Genomic DNA, 19,491 nt, shown 5'->3' with positions numbered 1-19,491 from the left:
CTTGAACCCATGTCCTCAGACGAGCTCTCTCCCGCCGAACGCTACGCGAAGCACACCGATGGCAGGAGGCACCCCAGGCTGGCCGCGTTCGCCGAGGCGGCGCCCTTCCCCCTGGACGACTTCCAGCTCGACGCCTGCCGCACCCTCGAGGAGGGCCACGGCGTCCTGGTCTGCGCCCCGACCGGCGCCGGCAAGACCATCGTCGGAGAATTCTCCGTCGACCTCGCCCTCGAACAGGGTCGCAAGTGCTTCTACACCACCCCGATCAAGGCGCTGTCCAACCAGAAGTTCAACGACCTCGCCGCCGTCCACGGCTCGGAGAACGTCGGGCTGCTGACCGGCGACACCGTCATCAACGGCGAGGCCCCGGTGGTCGTCATGACCACCGAGGTGCTGCGCAACATGATCTACGCCGGATCGCCCACGCTCAACAACCTCGGCTACGTGGTCATGGACGAAGTCCACTACCTCGCCGACCGGTTCCGCGGCGCGGTCTGGGAGGAGATCATCATCGAGCTGCCGCCCGCGGTGACGGTCGTCAGCCTCTCGGCCACCGTCTCCAACGCCGAGGAGTTCGGCGCCTGGCTCGACTCGGTGCGCCCCACGACGAAGACCATCGTCTCCGAGACCCGACCCGTCCCCCTGTGGCAGCACATGATGGTCGGCAACACCCTCCTCGACCTGTTCGACGCCGAGGACTCCAAGAACCTCAACCCCGCCCTCACCAAGAAGATCGCCCAGCAGAAGGAACGCGAGCAGCGCTACCACCGCAGGCGCCGCCACGTCGACCGCGGCCGCGTGGTGGAGCGACTCGACCGCGCCGCCCTGCTGCCGGCCATCTACTTCATCTTCTCGCGCGCCGGCTGCGACGCCGCCGTCGACGAGTGCGTCCGCTCCGGGATCTCGCTGACCACCCCCCAGGAGTCCGACGCCATCCGCGAGTTCGCCGAGGGCGCCACCTCGCACATCGACCCCGCCGACCTCCACGCCGTGGGCTTCAACCGCTGGATCGACGGCCTCGCGGCCGGGTTCGCCGCCCACCACGCGGGGCTCCTGCCGGTCTTCAAGGAGGTCGTGGAGCAGCTGTTCGAACGCGGCCTGGTGAAGGTCGTCTTCGCCACCGAGACCCTCGCGCTCGGCATCAACATGCCCGCCCGCACCGTCGTGCTGGAGCGGCTGGTCAAGTACGACGGCACCGACCACGTCATGCTCACCCCCGGCCAGTACACACAGCTGACCGGCCGCGCGGGGCGCCGCGGCATCGACATCGAGGGCCACGCGGTCACCCTCTGGAGCCCGGACTTCTCTCCCAAGATCGTCGCCGGACTGGCCACCAAGCGGACCTACCCGCTCGACTCCTCCTTCGCGCCCTCCTACAACATGGCCGTCAACCTCATCTCCACGGCCGGACTGCGACGCGCCGACGAGGTCCTGGCCTCCTCCTTCGCTCAATACCAGTCCGACCAGCACGCCGTGCACATCGCCGAGCAGGCCCGCGCCCTGGCCCGCAAATCGGAACTGGCCTCCCAGGAGGCCTCCTGCGACCGCGGGGACTACCTGGCCTACTACGGACTCACCAAGGAGCTCTCCCGCCTGGAGAAGAGCAACCAGAAGCGCCGCAAGGGCCAGCTGCGCGACGCGATGAAGGCCGACATGTCCGACCTCAAGCGCGGCGACATCGTCTGGCTGGGCGCCGGACGCCGCTCCGGCTGGGCGGTCTACCTCGAGCACACGCGCCCGCGCAAGAACCGCGGCGCCGAGGCCATCTTCCTGACCACCGACTCCCGCGCCGGCGCCGTCCCCATGAAGCGGCTCACCGACGTCCTCGTCGACGGCAAGCTCAAAATGAAGCGCAACTTCCGCCGCCACGACGCCGACCAGCGCCGCGACCTCGCCTCGGCCCTGCGCGAGGCCACCCGCGACCGGCCGCGCCCCACCCGCCGCGGCGGCAGGGCCAACGACCCCAAGATCGACAGCCTGCGCGAGGAGATCCGCTCCCACCCCTGCCACTCCTGCCCGGAGTCCGGCCGCCACGCCGCGCACGCCGCACGCTGGTGGAAGCTCCACTCCGAACAGCAGACCATGCGCAAGAAGGCCCGCAAGAGGGAGAACTCCCTGGCCCGCCAGTTCTCCGATGTCCGGGGCGTCCTCGTCGGACTCGACTACCTCGAACCCGCCGAGGACGGAGAGGTCACCGTCACCGACCGCGGACGGCTGCTGCGCAACCTCTTCAACGAGGCCGACCTCCTCGTCGCCCAGTGCCTCCACGACGGAGTCTGGGAGGGCCTCGACCCCTCCTCGCTGGCCGCCCTGGCCTCCACCGTCATGTACGAGGCGCGGTTCGAAGAGGAGGACTACTACATCGCCACGCCCGGCTCGATCAACGAGGCGCTCGCCGCCACGATGCGCCGCTACGAGGCCATCAACCGCCTGGAGCGGGCTCGCCACATGGAGCTGACCGCGCGCCCTCAGAAGGGCATCGCCTGGCCCATCTACCGGTGGGCGCGCGGCGAGGACCTCGCCGACGCCCTGCGCTCCTTCGAGGGGCCCAAGGCCATGCCCGGCGGCGACTTCGTCCGGTGGACCCGCCGCACCCTCGACCTGCTCCACCAGGTCGGCGACGCCGCCCGCACCATCGACCGTCCCGGGGCCCAGGACCTCGCCAAATGCGCGTTCGACGCCGCCGACGCCATGAAGCGCGGCGTCGTGGCCGATATGTGACGACCCCGCCCCCGCGAGGACATTTCGGCCATTCGGCCGCGCCCTCGGCGGGGGTGGTCTATATCTATTGAGGGGTTCGCCCACGTCGAGGGCTTCCTCCGCCGGTCGGAACGACACGAGGAGGGGGCTGCAGCCGAAATGGGACCTGTGCTGGATAGGCGGACTCTACTGCAGGCCGCCGCGACCACGGCGGCCTTCGCATTTCTCGGGGAGGGGCCCGCTCGTGCGTCCGCGCCCGGACGGCTCGGGCCGGTGCGCGCCTGCGCCCTGCGGCACGGTGAGCCGGTCGCGGCGGACGCGACAGGCCTGTGGCGCCTCCTCCCGCGCCCGGAGCGCCTCGGGCCCTCCTTCGGGCCGGACGTCCATCTCTACGGCCTCGCCGCGGCGGGGGAGGACCTCTACGTCGGAGCCGGGCGCGTCCGCGAGACCCCCGCGGAGGCCGAGGCTCCCGGGGTACCGCCGCACCTGGCCGACCTCGCCGGACCGGACGACACCGAATCGCCCCGCCGCGAGCACCGTCCCGTCCTCTACCGCGTCGGGCCCGACGGCGGCGTCCGGGAGGTCGACGTCCCCTGGCCGGCCGGCCTCGCCCACGGATTCGTCCACGGCGTCGCCGCCCTCGACGACCGGATCACTCTGGCCGTCTCCGGGACCGCCCAACCCGACACTCCCATGGTCACGCGCACCTACCTGGTCTCGTCGGGCGACGGCGGCCGGACCTGGAGCGAGCGCCTGGTGCGCCGCTACGGCGCCGAGGCCCTCTCCCCGCACCTGGCCCACAACGAGAGCGGCGACCTCGCCCTGGTTACCGTGGACGGCGACGGCACCCGCCGGGCGTTCCGGGGCGCGATCGCGAACGGGCCGGCCCGCCCGTCGCCGGTGGAGGGGCGTGGCGCGCCGGAGTGCGTGGTGCTGACCGCGAGCGGCGGACTCCGCTTCGTCTCCGAGGAGTGGCGCCGGGAGCGGTTCGGCGCCGAACCCTCCACCGTGGTCGCCGTGTCCGGCTCCTCGGGCCGCGTTCTGACGGGATCGGGCGGGAAGTGGCGGCTGGAGGAGTTCCGATGACGCACGGGAGGGTCGAGGACGCCTGGGGCTCGGGGGAGTGCGCCGGAGAGGAGATCGAACGCGATCACGTCTCCGACTCGGTGCCGTTGCGCCACAGGCTCGCCTGGGACGGGATGCTCGGAGAGCACGGCGGCCGCCATTCCGAGCGGTTCCACCCCGAGGCGTGGCGCCAGCTCTCGCGCACGGCCCGCGACCTCGACCGGCTCGGCCGCGAGTTCCACCCCAGCGGGGAGGAGCGGCCCTTGGAATGGATCGGCGACATCGGCGTCAAGCATTGCAAGCCCGGCTGGCACCGCTTCGGCCTGGCCTTCGACCTCTCCCGCGTGTCGTGGAAGGGGACCTACTGCGACATGAACGCCCACTGGCGCGACGGGGCCGACCGGTCCGACCGCCTGCGCTATCTTGCCGTGCTGTGCCTGTGCCGCTGCCACTTCGGCGTCGTCCTGCACGGGCGCAACGACCCCGACGGCAGCCACGCCAACCACGTCCACCTCGACCGTTCGCGCCATGCCAACCGACTGAGCGAGGGCCACCTCTCCGACCAGACCCTCGTCCACATGGCCGCCAACGAGTACCTGGGGGCCGACCTGATCGTCGGCGGAGGCTGGGGAGAGGGGACGGAGCGCTCCTACCGGACCATGCTCGACCGCCTCGGCCTGGCCGACCGGGGACTGGAGCCGCGCGAGGGCGGCGACCGGTTCCGCGTCATGCTCAGGCTCCTGGCCCGCACCGCATTTCAGGGGGCCGAGCTGGGCGACCACCGGGTCTGATCCTCAGCCGGCGCTCTCGTCCAGAACGCGGAGCAGGGCCCCGAGGGCCTCGACGACCTTCTCTCGGTCCGCTCCGAGCCCCCTCAGCGCTTCGGCCTCCGCCTCCACCTGCCGGGGGAAGATGTCGTCGACGACCTCCCGGCCTTCGGGGGTGAGCGCCACGATGGCGGCCTGTCCTGTGCGCCGGCCGCGATCGCGCTCGCCTTTTCCCTCAAGGCCTCGACCGCCCGTTGAGATTCCCGGCGGGGACCGCGTTCGAAGCGCCGGTCCCCGCCGCTATGGTGTCTCCATGACAGTTCGCGACGCCGTTGTGGGCGATGCCCCCGCCCTGGTCGGCCTCTTCGACCAGCTCGGCCACCCCGCCACGCTCGATGCGCTGGAGAAGCGCCTGAGGCGCAACGCGATCCCCGAGTACCGCGCCTGGGTCTTCGAGGGGCCCGGGGAGGTCGGCGTCGTCGGGTTCGCCGGAGGCCACCTCATCCTGCCGTTCGAGGACGACCGTCCGGCTGCACAGCTGGTGGCGCTTGTGGTCGATGAGCGCCACCGGGGCCTGGGCGCGGGCTCGTCCCTGGTGGCGGCCTTCGAACGCTGGGCCGAGGCGGAAGGCGCCGGACGGCTCTCCCTCACCTCCCGCCTGAGCCGGGAGCGGGCGCACCTGTTCTATGAGGCACGCGGCTACGAGCGGACGGGATTCCGCTTCGGCAAGCGCCTCTGAGGTCCGCCGTCAACTCTGGAGGGCCTCTTTGAGCCGTCCGACGGCACCCTGCTGCCCCCACACCGCGGCCAGGCGGTCGACCTCGGCCTCGTCCTTGGGGACGGCCGGGACGGCCGCGTGGAGATCCGGCACGTCGACGTCCCGGACGCAGCGGGTGACCTCCGCGGCTCTGGGGAGGTAGTCGGCCGCGGCCAGGACGTTGGCGTTCTGGCGGCCCTTCAGCTCGTCCTTCCCGGCGGCCTCGACGATCGCCTCCAGGGAGGGGTACCGCTCGACCAGTGCCGCGGCGGTCTTGTCGCCGATGCCCTTCACCCCGGGCAGCCCGTCGGAGGAGTCGCCGCGCAGGACGGCGAAGTCGGCGTAGCGGGAGGGGCGGACGCCGAACTTCTCCTCGACGTCGGCGGCGCGGAACCTCTTGGCCTGGGAGATTCCGCGCAGGAGGTAGACGACGGAGGTCTTCCGCCCGTCGTCGACGAGTTGGAAGAGGTCCCTGTCGCCGGTGACGACGGCCGTCTCCTCCTCGGAGCGGGCGGCGAGGGTGGCGATGACGTCGTCGGCCTCGTAGCGGGGGTGGGTCGCGGTGGGCATCCCCCAGGCGGCGAGGATCTGTTCGACGGCCTCGACCTGGTCGTCCAGTCCTTCGGGGGTGTCCTCGGCGCCGCCTTCGGCGGTGCGGTCGGTCTTGTAGGAGTCGACCAGTTCCACGCGCCATTCGGGCCGCCAGTTGCCTTCCAGGCAGCAGACGAGTCGCTCGGGGGAGTACTCGCGCACCAGGGTGGCCAGTGCGTCGAGGAAGCCGCGCACGGCTCCGGCCCGGCGCCCGTCGGGGGCCTTGATGGAGGAGGGCAGGGCGTAATAGGCGCGGTACCAGAGTCCGGCGGAGTCGATGAGCATGAGCATGGACCGATTCTCTCACCGTGCCCCGACACGTGGAGGGATGCGACGCACGGACAGGGTTACTAGATATATATCGAACACGAGGTAGTCATTTTCCTCCTGTTCCCGCCATTTCCCGCCGTTCGGCACCATTCGTCCGCGATGCGGGCCACATTCTAAAGCGGGAGTTTGCATAAAAGGCCCGCCGTTTGCATAATTAAAACCTGTTACGAATAGTTATTAGGAGTGTTCCGATGAGCTTCAAGCGCCTCACCGCCGGTGCGGGAGTGGCCGCCGCGGCCCTGACCGGGCTGACCGCCTGCGGGTCCGACGGGGACGACAACGCCCTGACCGTCTGCACGAACGTGCCCTTCGCCCCCTTCGAGGAGCGCTCCGGTGACGACATCGTGGGCTTCGACGCCGACATGATGCAACTCTTGGCCGACCGAACGGACCGGGAGCTGTCCTGGGTGGAGGTCGACTTCGCCGCCATCGAGTCCGGTTCGGCGTTCCTGGCCGGCACCTGCGACATCGCCGCGGCCGGCATCACCATCACCGACGAGCGCCAGGAGGCGCTGGGGATGTCCGACCCGTACTTCCGCGCCGACCAGGCTCTGGCCACGACGACGGACTCCGACGTCGCGAGCGTCGACGACCTCGAGGGCAAGAGGGTCGGCGTCCAGACGGCGACCACCGGCGAGAGCTACGCCGAGGACCTCGAGGAGGAGAAGGGCCTGGAGGTCGTCAAGTTCGACGACATGGGCTCGGTCGCCAACGCCATGAAGGCCGGCTCGGTCGACGCCTCGATCGCCGACCTGTCGAACTGGAACTCCTTCGCCGAGGGCGAGAGCGACTTCACCGTCGCCGAGGAGCTGCCGACCGAAGAGTACTACGGCTACGCCGTCAAGAAGGACGACGACGAGCTCCTGGGCGAGGTCAATGACATGATCGCCGCGGCCCTGGAGTCCGGCGAGTACGAGAAGATCTACCGGGAGTGGATCGGCGTGGAGTACTCCGGGCAGCTGGAGAGCGCCGAGTAGATGGCCGTCGCGACTCCCGCCTCCTCCATGAGCCCGCGGACCAGGAGGAAACTGGTCCGCGCGATCCAGTACGGCGTCTTCCTCGCCGTGCTGGCCGCCGTCGCCTTGGCGGCCGACTGGGGCCAGATAGCCGACTCGTTCTTCCGCCTGGACATAGCCGGGGACATGTTCCCGCGGGTGTGGGAGGCGTTCGGCAACACCATCGCCTACACCGTCCTGGCCTTCGCCTTCGGCGTGGTCGTGGGCGTTCCGATGGCGTTGATGCGCATCAGCGAGGTCGCGCCCTACCGCTGGTTCGCCACCGCCTACATCGAGCTGTTCCGTGGGCTTCCGGCGCTGCTGGTGCTGTTCATCGTGGCCTTCGGCCTGCCGCAGGCCTTCTCCGGGATGGTGCTGCCCGGCGGCGTCTACGGGCAGGTCGCCCTGGGCCTGGGCCTGACGTCGTCGGCCTATATCGCCGAGACCGTCCGGGCCGGCATCCAGGCCGTTCCCAAGGGGCAGATCGAGGCGGCCCGCTCGCTGGGCATGAGCCACATGCGCACCATGGTGTCGATCGTGCTGCCGCAGGCGGTGCGGATCGTCATCCCGCCGCTGACCAACGAGCTGGTCATGCTGACCAAGGACTCCTCGCTGGTTTTCGTCGTGGGCGTCACCGCCTCGAGCATGGAGCTGGCGACCTTCGCCCGCTCGGAGCTCAACGCCACGGCCAACGCCACGCCGCTGCTGGTGGGCGGACTGCTGTACCTGCTGATCACCGTGCCGCTGTCGATGCTGGCCCGGCGTCTGGAGAACAAGGGGGAGTCGCGGTGAGCGAGCCGATCGTGAAGATCGCGGGCCTGCACAAGGCCTTCGGGGACCTGGAGGTCCTCAAGGGAGTGGACGTCTCGATCCGGGAGGGCGAGGTCGTGTGCCTCATCGGCCCGTCCGGATCGGGCAAGTCGACGCTCCTGCGGTGCGTCAACATGCTGGAGGAGCCCACGCAGGGCACCGTCGAGGCCGCCGGGCACTCGATGACGGACCCGGACGTCGACATCGACGCCGCCCGCCGCGACATCGGCATGGTCTTCCAGCAGTTCAACCTGTTCAGCCACTTGTCGATCCTCGACAACATCGTCCTTCCCCAGCGCCGGGTGCTGGGGCGCGGCAAGGCCGAGGCCGTCGCCAACGCGCGCCGCCAGTTGGAGGCCGTCGGAGTGGAGGGCAAGGAGAAGGCCAAGCCCGCCCAGCTGTCGGGCGGCCAGCAGCAGCGCGTCGCGATCGCGCGGGCGCTGGCCATGGGCCCCCGGCTCATGCTCTTCGACGAGCCGACCTCGGCCCTCGACCCCGAGCTGGTCGGGGAGGTCCTTCACGTGATGCGGCGCCTGGCCGACGAGGGGATGACGATGATCGTCGTGACCCACGAGATGGACTTCGCCAAGGAAGTCGCCGACCGCGTCCTGTTCCTCAGCGACGGGGTCATCTGCGAGCAGGGGCCGCCGGCGGACGTCTTGACCGACCCCAAGACCGAAAGGGCCAAGGGCTTCCTCCACCGGGTCCTCCACCCGGCGGACTGACCGGGGCCGGTCGCGAGCCCGGTGCCGTGCGGCGGACGGACGAGGGTCTGGACGGCAGGAGACCGCACGGCACCCTCCTCCCGGCGGGCCCGGGTGCCCGGTTCTGTGGAATGGGAGTCTCTTTCAGGTGGACTACTCGTCCCCCCGGGGACCATTGCGACAATGGGATTATGACGAAACCCACGATTGTGTGGCGAGCCGGGCATGTGCACTGTCCCACGGCCCCGGACGCCACGGCCATTGCCACCGAAGGGGACACCATCACCTGGATCGGGGAGGCGGGCCTGGCTCCGAAGGCCGACCGGACCGTCGACTTCGGAGACGCCCTGATCACACCCGCGTTCGTCGACTCGCACGCCCACATCGGAGGAACCGGCGCCACCCTGCTGGGCTTCCGTCCCGGCGAGGCCCGCAGCGGCGCCGACCTGCTCGACCGACTGGCATCGCACGCCGGGGAACTCCCGACCGACGCCATCGTCCTGGCCCACGGCTGGGACGAGACGACCTGGCCCGAGCCCGTTCTCCCGACGCCGGACGAGCTCGAGCGCGCGGGAGGGGGACGCCGCGTCTACCTCTCGCGCACCTGCGGCCACACCGGCATCGCCTCGGCGGGATTCCTCGCCGACCACCCCGAACTGGCCGCCTACGACGGCTACGACGCCTCCGGCACCTTGAGCCGCGACGCCCACCGGCAGGCCCGGGCCCGCGCGATGGCCGTCGTTCCGGCCTCCCAGCGGCTCCAGACCTCCGAGGCCGCGCTGCGCCACGCCGCGTCGCTCGGCATCGCCGCCCTGGTGGAGAACTTCATCCCCATCGACTCCGACCCCGCCGCCGAAGAGGAGTTCCGCGGCCTGCTCGACCTGGGGTCGAAGCCCCACCTCCCCGACGTCTACGGCTGGTGGGGCGAGCCCCAGGCCGCCGAGCGCGCCCGCGACCTGGGCGCCTACGGCTGCGGAGGCGACCTCTCGGTCGACGGCTCCATCGGCGCTCGCACCGCCGCCCTCAACGAGGACTACAGCGACGACCCGGGCAACCGGGGCGTGCTCTACTACAGCGCCGAGGAGATCCGCGACCACCTCCTCAACTGCCACCACTACGCGATGCCGGCGGCGTTCCACGCCATCGGGGACGCGGCGATCGACACCGTCGTCGAGGGCTTCTCCCTCGCGGCCGAGACGCTGCCGCTGACCGAGATCCGCTCGGCGCGCCACCGCATCGAGCACGTCGAGATGCTCTCGACCGAGTCCGCTGCCGCCATGGTCCACTTCGGCCTGCACGCCTCCGTACAGCCGGCGTTCGACGCCGCGTGGGGCGGCGAGGAGGCCATGTACGCCACCCGGATCGGTGAAAAGCGGTCCCTGGAGGCCAATCCCTGGTCCCAGATGCACGGCATCGGCATCCCCCTGGCCCTCGGGTCGGACTCGCCGGTGACGGCCCTCGACCCCTGGGGAGGGGTCAAGGCCGCGGCCAACCACCACAACCCGGCCCACTCGCTGAACCCCGAGGCGGCCTTCAGCGCCGCCACCAAGGGCGGCTGGCGGGCCCTGGGCGTACCCGACGCCGGCAAGCTCACGCCCGGTATGAAGGCCTACTTCGCCGCGTGGGACTTGAAAGACGCCACGCCCGAGCAGTGGAGTGACGCACTCGCACCGGCTCCCGAGTGCCTGGCCACCGTCGCGGCCGGAGAAACACTCACAACCGAGCGTCTCACCTCCGAAAACACAACTATGTTATACGTCACACAACTTTTTGGCGGACAAGAGTCCCGACCCGCTTTAAATTGGCTTAGTCTTTTGCCTTACGGTGGGAGGCGTCCTCGTTGTCGAACACCGGACCAGACACCCGGAGACAACGAACGTCGGGGGCGACTCGACTTGCTTTGCTTCCACGCGAACTGGACAAGACGGCGGCGCCGGCCGCACCGCCGTCAGCGGCCAGGTCCAGCGAGCGTGGTTCGGCGGAGCGGGCGAGCGGTCGCCGAAGGTGATAGGCCGCGGAAGGACGGGGCCCCTAGACAACAGTGCGATGCCGGTCATCCAGACGGCAGCGCACTGGTCCGAAGGTCACGGCCCGAAGCCGCCGCTCACCAACACTGGGACTGGGAGAAACCCGTGTGCAAAGGGACGTAGCACGATTCAGACACGCTGCGTCCCTTTCTCCCTGTCCGGACTCGAACGCGAACGGTCCACGCGTGAGAGGCGCCCTTTCCCGCCCCATATCAGCGCATTCTCAAAACCGCGCCGCGCCCGCGCGACCACGCGACGGGTAAAGTAGACCCACGCACGTACCGGCTGCCCAGAAAGACCGCTCATGGCCACGATCCCGGCAGAGAAGCCCGACACCGACGCCACCGAGACCGACACCCCCGCGCCGTCCCGGTGGTTCCGCGAGGGCCCCCTCAGCAAGACCCTCTCCCTCCCCGCGGCCCTCGCGGTCGCCGCACTGGCCGGGCTCATCGCCGTCGCGGCCTTCCCGCCCTACGACCAGTGGTACCTCGCCCCCGTCTCGGTCGCCCTCCTCGCCCTCGCCGTCCACCGCCGCCGCCTCCGCGGCGGCTTCGGCGTCGGCACGGTCTACGGCGCCGCCTTCTTCCTCCCGCTCCTCGCCTGGTCCTCCACCCAGGTCGGCCAGTGGCCCTGGGTCTTCCTCACCCTCCTCCAAGCCGTCTTCATAGGCCTCCTCGGCGCCGCGCTCGCCGCCGGCAGCCGCCTCTTCGACCGCCACCGCGCCCTGTGGCCCCTCGCCATCGCCCTCGCCTGGGTCGGCCAGGAGGCCCTGCGCGACCGCCAGCCCTTCGGCGGCTTCCCCTGGGGACGCCTCGCCTTCAGCCAGGCCGACAGCCCCCTGGTGTCCTTCGCCTGGCTCGGCGGCGCCCCGCTGGTCACCTTCGCCGCCGGCCTCGCCGGAGGCCTCCTCGCGCTCGCCGCCTGGCGGCTGGCGGCCCGCGAAGCCCGCCCCGCCGCCCTCCTCGCCGTCGGTGCCGCCGCCGTCTTCGCGGCCGGCTACGCCGTCCCCACCGGCACCACCGCGCCCTCGGGGGAGGAGACCACCGTCGCCGTCGTCCAGGGCAACGTCCCCCGCATGGGCCTGGACTTCAACGCCCAGCGCCGCGCCGTCCTCGACAACCACGTCCAGGGCACCCTCGACCTCGCCGACCAGGTCGCCGCCGGCGACGCCCCGCAGCCCGACTTCGTCGTCTGGGCCGAGAACTCCAGCGACATCGACCCGTTCGCCAACCCCGACGCCGCCGAGCAGATCCAGCTGGCCGCCGAAGCGGTCGGCGTGCCGATCTACTTCGGCGCCATCGTCACCCAGGAGGACGGAACCCTCTCCAACACCAGCGTCGTCTGGGACCCCGAAGCGGGCGCCGTCGACTTCTACACCAAGCACCACCCCGTGCCCTTCGCCGAGTACGTCCCCTACAAGCCCTTCTTCCGCACCGTCGCCGGCTGGATCGACCCCCGCATGGCCGAGGGCATCGACAACGTCAACGGCTTCGAGGCCGGCACCGGCCCCGCCGTGGTCGACATCGAGGGCACCACCGTCGCCGGGAACATCTGCTTCGAGGTCTCCTACGACGAACTGGTCCGCAACTCCGTCACCGACGGGGCCGAACTGCTCGCCGTGCAGACGAACAACGCCACCTTCGACAACGCCGAGGCCACTCAGCAGCTCGCCCAGATCCGCCTCCGCGCCGTCGAGCACTCCCGCGACTCCCTCATGGCCTCCACCGTGGGCGTCTCCGCCTTCGTCGACTCCGAGGGCCGGGTCTACGACGCCACGGAGTTCAACACCGCCGACGTCATCGTCCGCACCCTCACCAAATCCACCGAGACCACCCCCGCCACCCGCACGGGGGCCCTGCCCGAAATCCTGCTCGTCCTGGTCGGCACCGCCCTGCTGGGATGGGCCGCCGTCCACAACGTCCGCGCCCGCCGCGCCGCCGCGGACGGCCGATAGGGCCCGCACATGAGCAGAGTCGTCGTCATCCCGACCTACAACGAGGCCGACTGCCTCCCGGAGATCCTGCGGCGCACCCGCGCCGCCTCCCCGGGCACCGACATCCTCGTCGTCGACGACGGCTCCCCGGACGGCACCGGCGACCTCGCCGACGCCGCCGCCCGGGCCGACGACGCCGTCCGCGTCCTCCACCGCAAGGAGAAGACCGGACTGGCCGGCGCCTACCTCGACGGATTCGCCTGGGCCCTGGACGCCGGCTACGACGCCGTCGCCCAGATGGACGCCGACGGCTCCCACAACCCCGCCGACCTGGACCGGCTCTTCGCCGCGCTCGCTGGCGCCGACCTCGCCATAGGCTCGCGCTACGTCCCCGGCGGGGGAGTGGTCAACTGGCCCCCTGCACCGCCTCGGGCTCTCCCGGGCCGCCAGCCTCTACACCAGGGCGCTCCTGGGCGTCTCCACCGCCGACGTCACCGCCGGTTTTCGCGCCTGGCGTACAGAAGCGCTCCGAGAGCTGTCACTGGGTACAGTTGAATCGGTCGGGTACTGCTTCCAGATCGACCTGACCTGGCGGGCCCTGCGCAACGGAATGCGCGTGGTGGAACTGCCCATCGTCTTCACCGAACGACGCGTGGGCCGGTCCAAGATGACCGCCCCCATCGCTCTCGAAGCGGTCCGCAACGTCACCCGCTGGGGGGTCGACCGCCGCCTCGGGGGACTGAGACGCGGCAAGGCCGCCCGACCGGCACCGCAGCGCCATCGAGAGGTGTGAGGACATGGACAACACCGCACAGCCCGAACCGGGAGCGGCCCCCGGCCGCCCGCCCCGCGCCCCCTTCGCCGTCCGGTTGACGCTCGCCCTGTGGGGCGCGGCCGAACTGGCGCTCTTCTTCTTCGTCGTCTACCTGCTCGGATTCGGCTGGGCCGTCCTGCTCCTGCTGGGGACCTCCTTCGCCGGGGCCATGGCGCTGGGCTCCTTCGGACGCCGCTCCATGGAGTCGATGCGCAAGCAGTTCGCCGCCGCCCAGGCCGGAGCCGACCCGCGCACGGTCAAACCCGACGAGAACCTCCCCGACGGCACCGCCGTGGCCGGAGCGGTCCTGCTGCTCATACCCGGGTTCGTCACCGACCTGTTCGGCCTCGCCCTCATCGTCCCCGGCACCCGCCACCTGCTGCGGCCGCTGGTCAACCGCTTCGCCAAGACCTCCAACCTCGGCAAGAAGTACAACGCCCGCGGCGAGGTGGTCATCGACGGGGAAGTGGTCTCCGAGACCGAGTCGCCCGTCCGCGACGACACCGGCACCGTCATCGAGGGCGAGATCGAGGGACCGCCCCGCGACGAGCGCTGAGGAACGCCGCAGAGCACGACGAGGGGCCCCGGAGTATGACTCCGGGGCCCCTCGGCCGATTCTCTGGACTACTCGCCGCGGCGGGCGCGCATCTGCTCCAGGCGCTCGTCGAGGATGTCCTCCAGCTCCTCGAGCGACCGGCGCTCCAGGAGCATGTCCCAGTGGGTGCGCGGCGGCTTCGACTTCTTCACCTCGGGCTCGTCGCCGTCGACCAGACGCGCGGTGCTGCCGTCGAGGCGGCACTCCCACGTCGCCGGGATCTCGGCGTCGGCGGCAAAGGGCACCTCAAAGCGGTGACCCTTCGGGCAGACGTAGTCACGGCTCTGACGCGGAGCAAGTTCGGTGTTGCGGTCGGACTCGTAGCTGACCGCGCCGAGACGGGAGCCTCTCAGCATTCTTTCGCTCATGTTCCCCTGCACTTTCCCTTCAGACTCGCTTCACCTGGGGCGGTGCGACCGCCCGGGCGACTCACAGTACAACAAGACCGGGCCCGCAGATGATTCCCTGCGGCGGCGCGCCGACCCGTGGCGTCGGCCACCAACAGGGTACGCGCCGGAACCGTTCCGGCCGCTCAAGTGTGGCCTTGCGCCTCTCCGATTACCAAGTCTATCCCCCAAGTGTGTGTAAGGCCTCCCACCCGCGCCCGTCGCCCCGCCCACACCCCGAACCTGTCTAAAGGCCCCCTTTTCCATGCGCCCGTCGCCCCGCCCACACCCCGAACCTGTCTAAAAGGCTGTTTTCCGTGCACCTGCCGCACCGTCTACACCCCGAACCAGCCCGAGAGCCGTACCTCCGCCGTACACCCGGGACACCCTACTCCGAGCAGGGGACGGTTTCGCCCCGTAAGTCCGAACCAGTATCGTGTATGAAGCAAAGGAGTGGAAACATGCAGCATGTGATAGGTATCGACTTCGGCACCTCCAACAGCGTCGCCGTCCTGCGCGCCCCCGACGGCCGGACGCGCTCGCTGCTGATCGACGGACACCCCATCCTCCCCAGCGCCATCTTCCTCAACTCCGACGGCACCGTGCTCGTCGGACGCTCGGCCGAACGCGCCGCCAACTCCGACCCCGCGCGCTTCGAGCCCAACCCGAAGCGCCGCATCGACGACGGATCGATCTTCCTGGGCACCAACGAGATTTCCGTGACCCAGTCCATCGCCACCGTACTGGGGGAGTTCCGCGCCGAGGCCACCCGCCAAATGGGCCCCACCCCCCTCGAGGTCCGCCTCACCCACCCCGCCCGCTGGGGCAAGAGGCGCCGCGCCATCCTCACCGAGGCCGCCGCGCAGGCCGGGTTCCACAACCCCCAGCTGATCCCCGAGCCGGTCGCCGCCGCCAGCTACTTCACCACCGCTCTGGGCACCGAGATCACCCCCGGCCGCTCGCTGGCCATCTACGACCTCGGCGGCGGCACCTTCGACGCCACCGTCGTGCGCCGCACGCACGCCGGGTTCGAGGTGCTCGCGGAGGAGGGCGTCAGCGATGTCGGCGGACTCGACTTCGACCACGCGATCGTGGAGCACCTCGGCGCCCTCTACGGCTCTCAGCAGAGCGAGGAGTGGGAGCGGCTGATGAACCCGCAGACCCCCGCCTACCGCCGCTACCGGCGCCTGCTCTACGAGGACGTGCGGGCGGCCAAGGAGAACCTGTCGCGTTCGAACAACGCCGAGATCCACCTGCCCGCCCTGGAGATAGACGCCCACATCACGCGCGCCGAGTTCGAGAAGGCCGCCCGCCCGAAGCTGGCCGAGACGGTCGACTGCCTGGGCCGCGCGCTCGCGGCGGCGAACCTGCGCCCCCAGGACCTGGTCAACATCTTCCTGGTGGGCGGCTCGTCGCGCATTCCGATGATCTCGCAGCTGATCCACGAGAAGCTGGGCGTTCCGGCGAAGGCCTTCGAGCAGCCGGAGACGGTCGTGGCCGAGGGCGCGGTGCGCGCGTCGTCCGGTCCGCCGCCTCAGGGCGCCCCTGCGGCCCGTCCGGTGTCCGGTGGTCCCGCGGTGCCGGCCAGCCCGGTCTCGGGCGGCCACGGCGCTCCCGCGCCCGCCACGGTGATGCCTCAGGCCCGTCCCGCTCCCGTTCCGCAGCAGCAGCCGATGGAGGTCGGCCGTCCGGTGCCGGGTCCGGGCCACGTCCCTGCCAAGCGCCCGCTGCACCAGGACCCCGCGGTGCTCGTGACCGCCGCGATCGTGGCGATCCTGATCGTGGTCTTCACCGTCATCGTCATCATCATGAGCCAGTAAGGCCCGCTCTAGCGCTAGCCGCCCGGCAATACGGCGGGCGGTGAGGCGGCCCGGGGCGACCCTCGCCCCGGCGGCCGGAGACTCGGGCACGGCGGCACCCGTGCCGTTCCGCGTCCGGGCGGTCAGTCGCCGCTCTGGTGCGGCACTCCGGGAACGAGTCCGGCGCGCCTCTCCAGTTCCCCGGCCAGCTTGGCCAGCCACTCTCTCTCGACGCCGCCGCCGGCGCGGTGGATCTTGACCAGTCCGGGCCGGAACGGGCCCTCGAGGCGGTCGGAGGTCAGCGGGCGGCCCTCCTGGTCGAAGAAGAGCACGGGCTCGTCGTCCAGGAAGGACAGGCGGCGGCGCAGCACGATGGCCTGTTCGGCGGGGTTCTCCAGGTGGTGGAGGAAGGCCAGCAGGATGTACCACCGGTTGTCGTCGGTGATGAAGACGCCCTCGGGGTCGCGCAGCCAGCGGCGCAGCTGGTCGGTGCCCTCCTGCGTCACCTCCAGCATGTGCCGGGGAGCGGAGACGGAGCCGGGCGCGGTGCGCCTGGTGAGGCAGCCGGCGTCCTCGAGCTTCTTGATGGTGGGGTAGAGGGTGCCGTCGGCGATGGGGCGGACGTGGCCGGCGAGGGCGGCGACGCGCTTCTTGAGGTCGTAGCCGTGCAGGGGATGGTCTCTGAGGAATCCGAGTATGGCGAGCTTGAGCACCCCAACCTCCTTGTACTAGAAGATATCTCGCGCCCGATATAGGGCCATATCCTCTGCCATCCTACACGCTTTGCCCTCCGGACAAGAAAAAAGCGCGCCGAAGGCGCGCAATCTTCCCAATGTGGCCGCCGAGAACGTTCGGCCCGAGCGGATCCGGTCCCTCTCAGGTGGACTCCGGAAGCCCGGTAGAGCGGTCCATCGTCCTCTCCTCGGGCCCGATGACCTCGGCCTCTCCGACCAGGGTGTCGAGCATGGACAGGACGGCGGCGACGGCCGGGCGCTCGCGTGCGCCCCGCAGCGTGACGGCGAGGAAGTGCCGCAGCGGCGTGTACGGCCCGGCGATCGGCACGCGCACCAGCTCCAGGTGGGGAGGGAGGTCGATCAGCCGCGGAATGAGGCCGACGCCCAGCCCGGAGGAGATCATGGTGGCGATGACAGACCATTCGCGCGCCTCGCCGTAGAGGGTGGGGCGGAAGCCGGCGTTGGCGCAGGCGGTCAGGACGTGGCGGCGGTGGGCCGAGCCCGGCACGCCGATGACCCACGGCTCGCGCTCGACCGCGCGCAGGTCGACGGCGTTGGTGTTGGCCAGCCGGTGGGCCGAGGGGACCACGAGGTCGAACGGGTCGTGGAAGATGACCTGCGAGTCGAAGCGGATGTCCTCCGGCGGCGGGTTGTCGGGTGTGGACTCGACCACGGCGATGTCGGCCTTGCCGGCGAAGAGCAGGTCGAAGCTCTCCGGCGCCTCTGCCTCGCGCAGCCTCAGTTCCAGCGACGGGTACTCGGTCTTGGCCCGCTCGACCAGCGGGGCCAGCAGGGTCGCGATGGCGGTGGGGAAGCCGCACAGGCGCAGCAGCCCCGAGGGCTCGCCCGCTGTGGCCTGTATCTCGGCCTCGGCCAGACGCCACATCGCCTCGATCGCGTCGACGTGTGCAATGAGGACCTGGGCGGCCGGCGTGAGCCGGATCCGCCGTCCGCTCGGCTCCAGCAGCGACACGCCGAGGTCCTTGGACAGGAGGCGGATCTGCTGGGAGGCAGCGGAAGCGGACATGTGCAGGGCCTTGGCCGCGGCCGAGACGGTCCCGTGGTGGGCCACCTCCCGCAGCACATGGAGCCGACGCAGGTCTATCATTCTCCGATTCCTCCGATCTTGAAGGTCCAGCTTAACAATTCGGTTCGAAAAATCAGGCTGTGTCCGTCGCCCATTCCGCTTGCCCCGCCACCAGACCCTGATTTACATTCGATTCAGCGGGTCGGACGAACCCGCACATCCTTCCCTTCTCTCATTGAGACCGTCGGTCGCCCCCACGGGACTAACGGGCGACCGACCCCACCCAGACCTGAACACGACCACCCAGTGGAGATTGTCATGCCCGAATTCGACGTGCGCATAGCCCTTCAATTCATCGGCGCTGCCCTCTATATCGCGCAGTACATTCTCGTGCAAAGCCGCCGCATCGAGGCCACCGCGCCGCTCAGCCTGCTCCTGATAGGAATCGGCGCGCTGTTCCTGCTGGTGTCGGCGTCCATGGGCTTCGACTGGGGCCTCATGCTCTTGAACGCCACCTGGATCGTCATGGTCTCCGGTACGTTCATTGTGCGCCGCCGCAAGCGTTCTTGCCAACCGCTACCCGAGCTCGCGCCGGAGGAAGAGGTCCGGGCCGAGGGCGACCTGCTGGAACCCGACCCGGAGATGTTCGCCGAGCCGTCCCTGGCGACCTACCGGCCGGTCCCCACCGGCGCGGTCTACTGAGCCCCGCTCCGCGGAGAGTCACCGGGTCCCGTCCGCCAGGGGCCCGGTCCGCCGCGGAGGGCTAGAATCGTCGCTTGTGTTCACCATCGCCCGGGCCGTAGAGAACGAGACGGTCATCAGCAAGTCCCGGTTCCTCTGCCACCTCCACCGGATCGACGGAGAGGACGAGGCGAGGGCGATCATCGAGGACCACCGCAAGGAGCACTGGAACGCCAACCACAACTGCACCGCCTTCGTCGCCGCCGACGGGCTGACGGCCCGCTCCTCCGACGACGGCGAACCCTCCGGCACGGCCGGGGTCCCCATGCTGGAGGCCCTGCGCGGGCGGGGCCTGACCAACGTCCTCGCCATCGTCACCCGCCACTTCGGCGGCGTCAAGCTCGGCGCCGGAGGACTGGTGCGCGCCTACGGAGGCGCCGTCACCGCCGCCCTCGACCGCGCCGAACTGCTGGAGATCGTCCACTGGCCGCGCCTGCGCGCGACGGTGGACTACGACCACGCCGGCCCCTTGGAGGCCCTGCTGCGCTCGCGCGAGGAGGTCCTCGTAAGCGACGTCGACTATGGATCCCAAGTCGCCCTCACCCTCGCTGCCGAGGACATCGCGGCCCTGCGAGACCTGGTCAACCAGAGCACCGCCGGAGCGGCCAACCTGGAGGAGGCCGACCCCGTCCGGCTGGAGCGCCCGGTCTCCTAGAGGCCCGGCCGCCCCGGTGCGGTCCGGCGGCAGACAACCGAAAGGCGAGGAGGCTATGCCT

18 protein-coding genes and 1 pseudogene are annotated in these 19,491 nt (G+C 70.5%); 14 read left to right on the top strand and 5 right to left on the bottom strand.

Annotated features, from left to right (window positions below; genetic code table 11):
• Positions 1-9 precede the first annotated feature (9 nt).
• From ACFTE1_RS09225 to ACFTE1_RS09215, 3 genes are all read left to right on the top strand, one after another.
• On the top strand, positions 10-2,721 hold the full coding sequence (locus ACFTE1_RS09225; protein WP_380624597.1) for a DEAD/DEAH box helicase: 2,712 nt from the start codon (positions 10-12) through the stop codon (positions 2,719-2,721).
• A 138-nt stretch (positions 2,722-2,859) separates the two neighbouring features.
• A complete protein-coding gene (locus tag ACFTE1_RS09220) occupies positions 2,860-3,786 on the top strand; it encodes a hypothetical protein (RefSeq protein WP_380624595.1) in 927 nt (308 codons plus the stop codon).
• Positions 3,783-4,556, top strand: a complete 774-nt coding sequence (locus ACFTE1_RS09215) for a hypothetical protein (RefSeq protein ID WP_380624593.1) — start codon at positions 3,783-3,785, stop codon at positions 4,554-4,556. The genes ACFTE1_RS09220 and ACFTE1_RS09215 overlap by 4 nt, the downstream gene beginning before the upstream one ends.
• 3 nt (positions 4,557-4,559) lie before the next feature.
• On the opposite strand, the gene ACFTE1_RS09210 is transcribed toward ACFTE1_RS09215, so the two are convergent.
• Complete coding sequence (locus tag ACFTE1_RS09210) at positions 4,560-4,718, bottom strand: hypothetical protein (RefSeq protein ID WP_380624591.1); 159 nt, start codon at positions 4,716-4,718, stop codon at positions 4,560-4,562.
• 127 nt (positions 4,719-4,845) lie between these two features.
• On the opposite strand from ACFTE1_RS09210, the gene ACFTE1_RS09205 reads away from it, so the two are divergent.
• On the top strand, positions 4,846-5,271 hold the full coding sequence (locus tag ACFTE1_RS09205) for a GNAT family N-acetyltransferase (protein WP_380624589.1): 426 nt from the start codon (positions 4,846-4,848) through the stop codon (positions 5,269-5,271).
• 9 nt (positions 5,272-5,280) lie between these two features.
• On the opposite strand, the gene ACFTE1_RS09200 is transcribed toward ACFTE1_RS09205, so the two are convergent.
• On the bottom strand, positions 5,281-6,171 hold the full coding sequence (locus ACFTE1_RS09200) for a 5'-3' exonuclease (RefSeq protein ID WP_380624587.1): 891 nt from the start codon (positions 6,169-6,171) through the stop codon (positions 5,281-5,283).
• 230 nt (positions 6,172-6,401) lie between these two features.
• On the opposite strand from ACFTE1_RS09200, the gene ACFTE1_RS09195 reads away from it, so the two are divergent.
• The 7 genes and pseudogenes from ACFTE1_RS09195 (at position 6,402) to ACFTE1_RS09165 (ending at position 14,049) form a co-directional block, all read left to right on the top strand.
• Positions 6,402-7,187 (top strand): transporter substrate-binding domain-containing protein, encoded by a 786-nt coding sequence (locus ACFTE1_RS09195; RefSeq protein ID WP_380624585.1) that lies wholly within the window; start codon positions 6,402-6,404, stop codon positions 7,185-7,187.
• Positions 7,188-7,997, top strand: a complete 810-nt coding sequence (locus ACFTE1_RS09190) for an amino acid ABC transporter permease (RefSeq protein ID WP_380624583.1) — start codon at positions 7,188-7,190, stop codon at positions 7,995-7,997.
• Entirely contained in the window at positions 7,994-8,740 is a 747-nt protein-coding gene (locus tag ACFTE1_RS09185) for an amino acid ABC transporter ATP-binding protein (RefSeq protein ID WP_380624581.1), read from the top strand. Before ACFTE1_RS09190 ends, ACFTE1_RS09185 begins: the two co-directional genes overlap by 4 nt.
• A 170-nt stretch (positions 8,741-8,910) precedes the next feature.
• Positions 8,911-10,869, top strand: coding sequence for an amidohydrolase (locus tag ACFTE1_RS09180; RefSeq protein WP_380624579.1), 1,959 nt, complete (start codon positions 8,911-8,913; stop codon positions 10,867-10,869).
• A gap of 181 nt (positions 10,870-11,050) precedes the next feature.
• The gene (gene lnt, locus ACFTE1_RS09175) at positions 11,051-12,700 is read left to right on the top strand and encodes an apolipoprotein N-acyltransferase (RefSeq protein WP_380624577.1); all 1,650 of its coding nucleotides are present in this window, start codon (positions 11,051-11,053) and stop codon (positions 12,698-12,700) included.
• 9 nt (positions 12,701-12,709) lie between these two features.
• Positions 12,710-13,472, top strand: a pseudogene (locus tag ACFTE1_RS09170) (polyprenol monophosphomannose synthase).
• 4 nt (positions 13,473-13,476) lie between these two features.
• On the top strand, positions 13,477-14,049 hold the full coding sequence (locus tag ACFTE1_RS09165; protein WP_380624573.1) for an FxsA family protein: 573 nt from the start codon (positions 13,477-13,479) through the stop codon (positions 14,047-14,049).
• Positions 14,050-14,117: 68 nt separating this feature from the next.
• Here the strand turns inward: ACFTE1_RS09165 and ACFTE1_RS09160 are convergent, their stop codons facing one another.
• Positions 14,118-14,456, bottom strand: coding sequence for an RNA polymerase-binding protein RbpA (locus ACFTE1_RS09160; RefSeq protein WP_380624571.1), 339 nt, complete (start codon positions 14,454-14,456; stop codon positions 14,118-14,120).
• Between the two features lie 479 nt (positions 14,457-14,935).
• On the opposite strand from ACFTE1_RS09160, the gene ACFTE1_RS09155 reads away from it, so the two are divergent.
• On the top strand, positions 14,936-16,294 hold the full coding sequence (locus tag ACFTE1_RS09155) for an Hsp70 family protein (RefSeq protein ID WP_380624569.1): 1,359 nt from the start codon (positions 14,936-14,938) through the stop codon (positions 16,292-16,294).
• A 122-nt stretch (positions 16,295-16,416) separates the two neighbouring features.
• Here ACFTE1_RS09155 and ACFTE1_RS09150 read toward each other — a convergent pair whose 3' ends face one another.
• A complete protein-coding gene (locus ACFTE1_RS09150; protein WP_380624567.1) occupies positions 16,417-16,986 on the bottom strand; it encodes a PadR family transcriptional regulator in 570 nt (189 codons plus the stop codon).
• Between the two features lie 163 nt (positions 16,987-17,149).
• Entirely contained in the window at positions 17,150-18,115 is a 966-nt protein-coding gene (locus ACFTE1_RS09145; protein ID WP_380624565.1) for a LysR family transcriptional regulator, read from the bottom strand.
• 237 nt (positions 18,116-18,352) lie between these two features.
• Here ACFTE1_RS09145 and ACFTE1_RS09140 point away from each other — a divergent pair, with 237 nt between their 5' ends.
• Positions 18,353-18,736, top strand: a complete 384-nt coding sequence (locus ACFTE1_RS09140) for a CBU_0592 family membrane protein (protein WP_380624563.1) — start codon at positions 18,353-18,355, stop codon at positions 18,734-18,736.
• A gap of 76 nt (positions 18,737-18,812) precedes the next feature.
• Entirely contained in the window at positions 18,813-19,430 is a 618-nt protein-coding gene (locus ACFTE1_RS09135; RefSeq protein ID WP_380624561.1) for a YigZ family protein, read from the top strand.
• Positions 19,431-19,491 lie beyond the last annotated feature (61 nt).

Origin of the sequence: Salininema proteolyticum (assembly GCF_042685645.1) — a bacterium.
Classification (GTDB): domain Bacteria; phylum Actinomycetota; class Actinomycetes; order Mycobacteriales; family Micromonosporaceae; genus Salininema; species Salininema proteolyticum.
The sequence above is the reverse complement of the archived record's forward strand: the minus strand, read 5'-3'. Positions and strand labels throughout refer to the sequence as shown.

Bases quoted from the DNA above. Each gene is read 5' to 3' on its own strand.
- ACFTE1_RS09200 (WP_380624587.1), bottom strand. From the start codon at position 6,171: ATGCTCATGCTCATCGACTCCGCCGGACTCTGGTACCGCGCCTATTAC.
- ACFTE1_RS09190 (WP_380624583.1), top strand. From the start codon at position 7,188: ATGGCCGTCGCGACTCCCGCCTCCTCCATGAGCCCGCGGACCAGGAGG.
- ACFTE1_RS09195 (WP_380624585.1), top strand. From the start codon at position 6,402: ATGAGCTTCAAGCGCCTCACCGCCGGTGCGGGAGTGGCCGCCGCGGCC.
- ACFTE1_RS09180 (WP_380624579.1), top strand. From the start codon at position 8,911: ATGACGAAACCCACGATTGTGTGGCGAGCCGGGCATGTGCACTGTCCC.
- ACFTE1_RS09160 (WP_380624571.1), bottom strand. From the start codon at position 14,456: ATGAGCGAAAGAATGCTGAGAGGCTCCCGTCTCGGCGCGGTCAGCTAC.
- ACFTE1_RS09205 (WP_380624589.1), top strand. From the start codon at position 4,846: ATGACAGTTCGCGACGCCGTTGTGGGCGATGCCCCCGCCCTGGTCGGC.
- ACFTE1_RS09145 (WP_380624565.1), bottom strand. From the start codon at position 18,115: ATGATAGACCTGCGTCGGCTCCATGTGCTGCGGGAGGTGGCCCACCAC.
- ACFTE1_RS09215 (WP_380624593.1), top strand. From the start codon at position 3,783: ATGACGCACGGGAGGGTCGAGGACGCCTGGGGCTCGGGGGAGTGCGCC.
- ACFTE1_RS09140 (WP_380624563.1), top strand. From the start codon at position 18,353: ATGCCCGAATTCGACGTGCGCATAGCCCTTCAATTCATCGGCGCTGCC.
- ACFTE1_RS09225 (WP_380624597.1), top strand. From the start codon at position 10: ATGTCCTCAGACGAGCTCTCTCCCGCCGAACGCTACGCGAAGCACACC.
- ACFTE1_RS09155 (WP_380624569.1), top strand. From the start codon at position 14,936: ATGCAGCATGTGATAGGTATCGACTTCGGCACCTCCAACAGCGTCGCC.
- ACFTE1_RS09220 (WP_380624595.1), top strand. From the start codon at position 2,860: ATGGGACCTGTGCTGGATAGGCGGACTCTACTGCAGGCCGCCGCGACC.
- ACFTE1_RS09165 (WP_380624573.1), top strand. From the start codon at position 13,477: ATGGACAACACCGCACAGCCCGAACCGGGAGCGGCCCCCGGCCGCCCG.
- lnt (WP_380624577.1), top strand. From the start codon at position 11,051: ATGGCCACGATCCCGGCAGAGAAGCCCGACACCGACGCCACCGAGACC.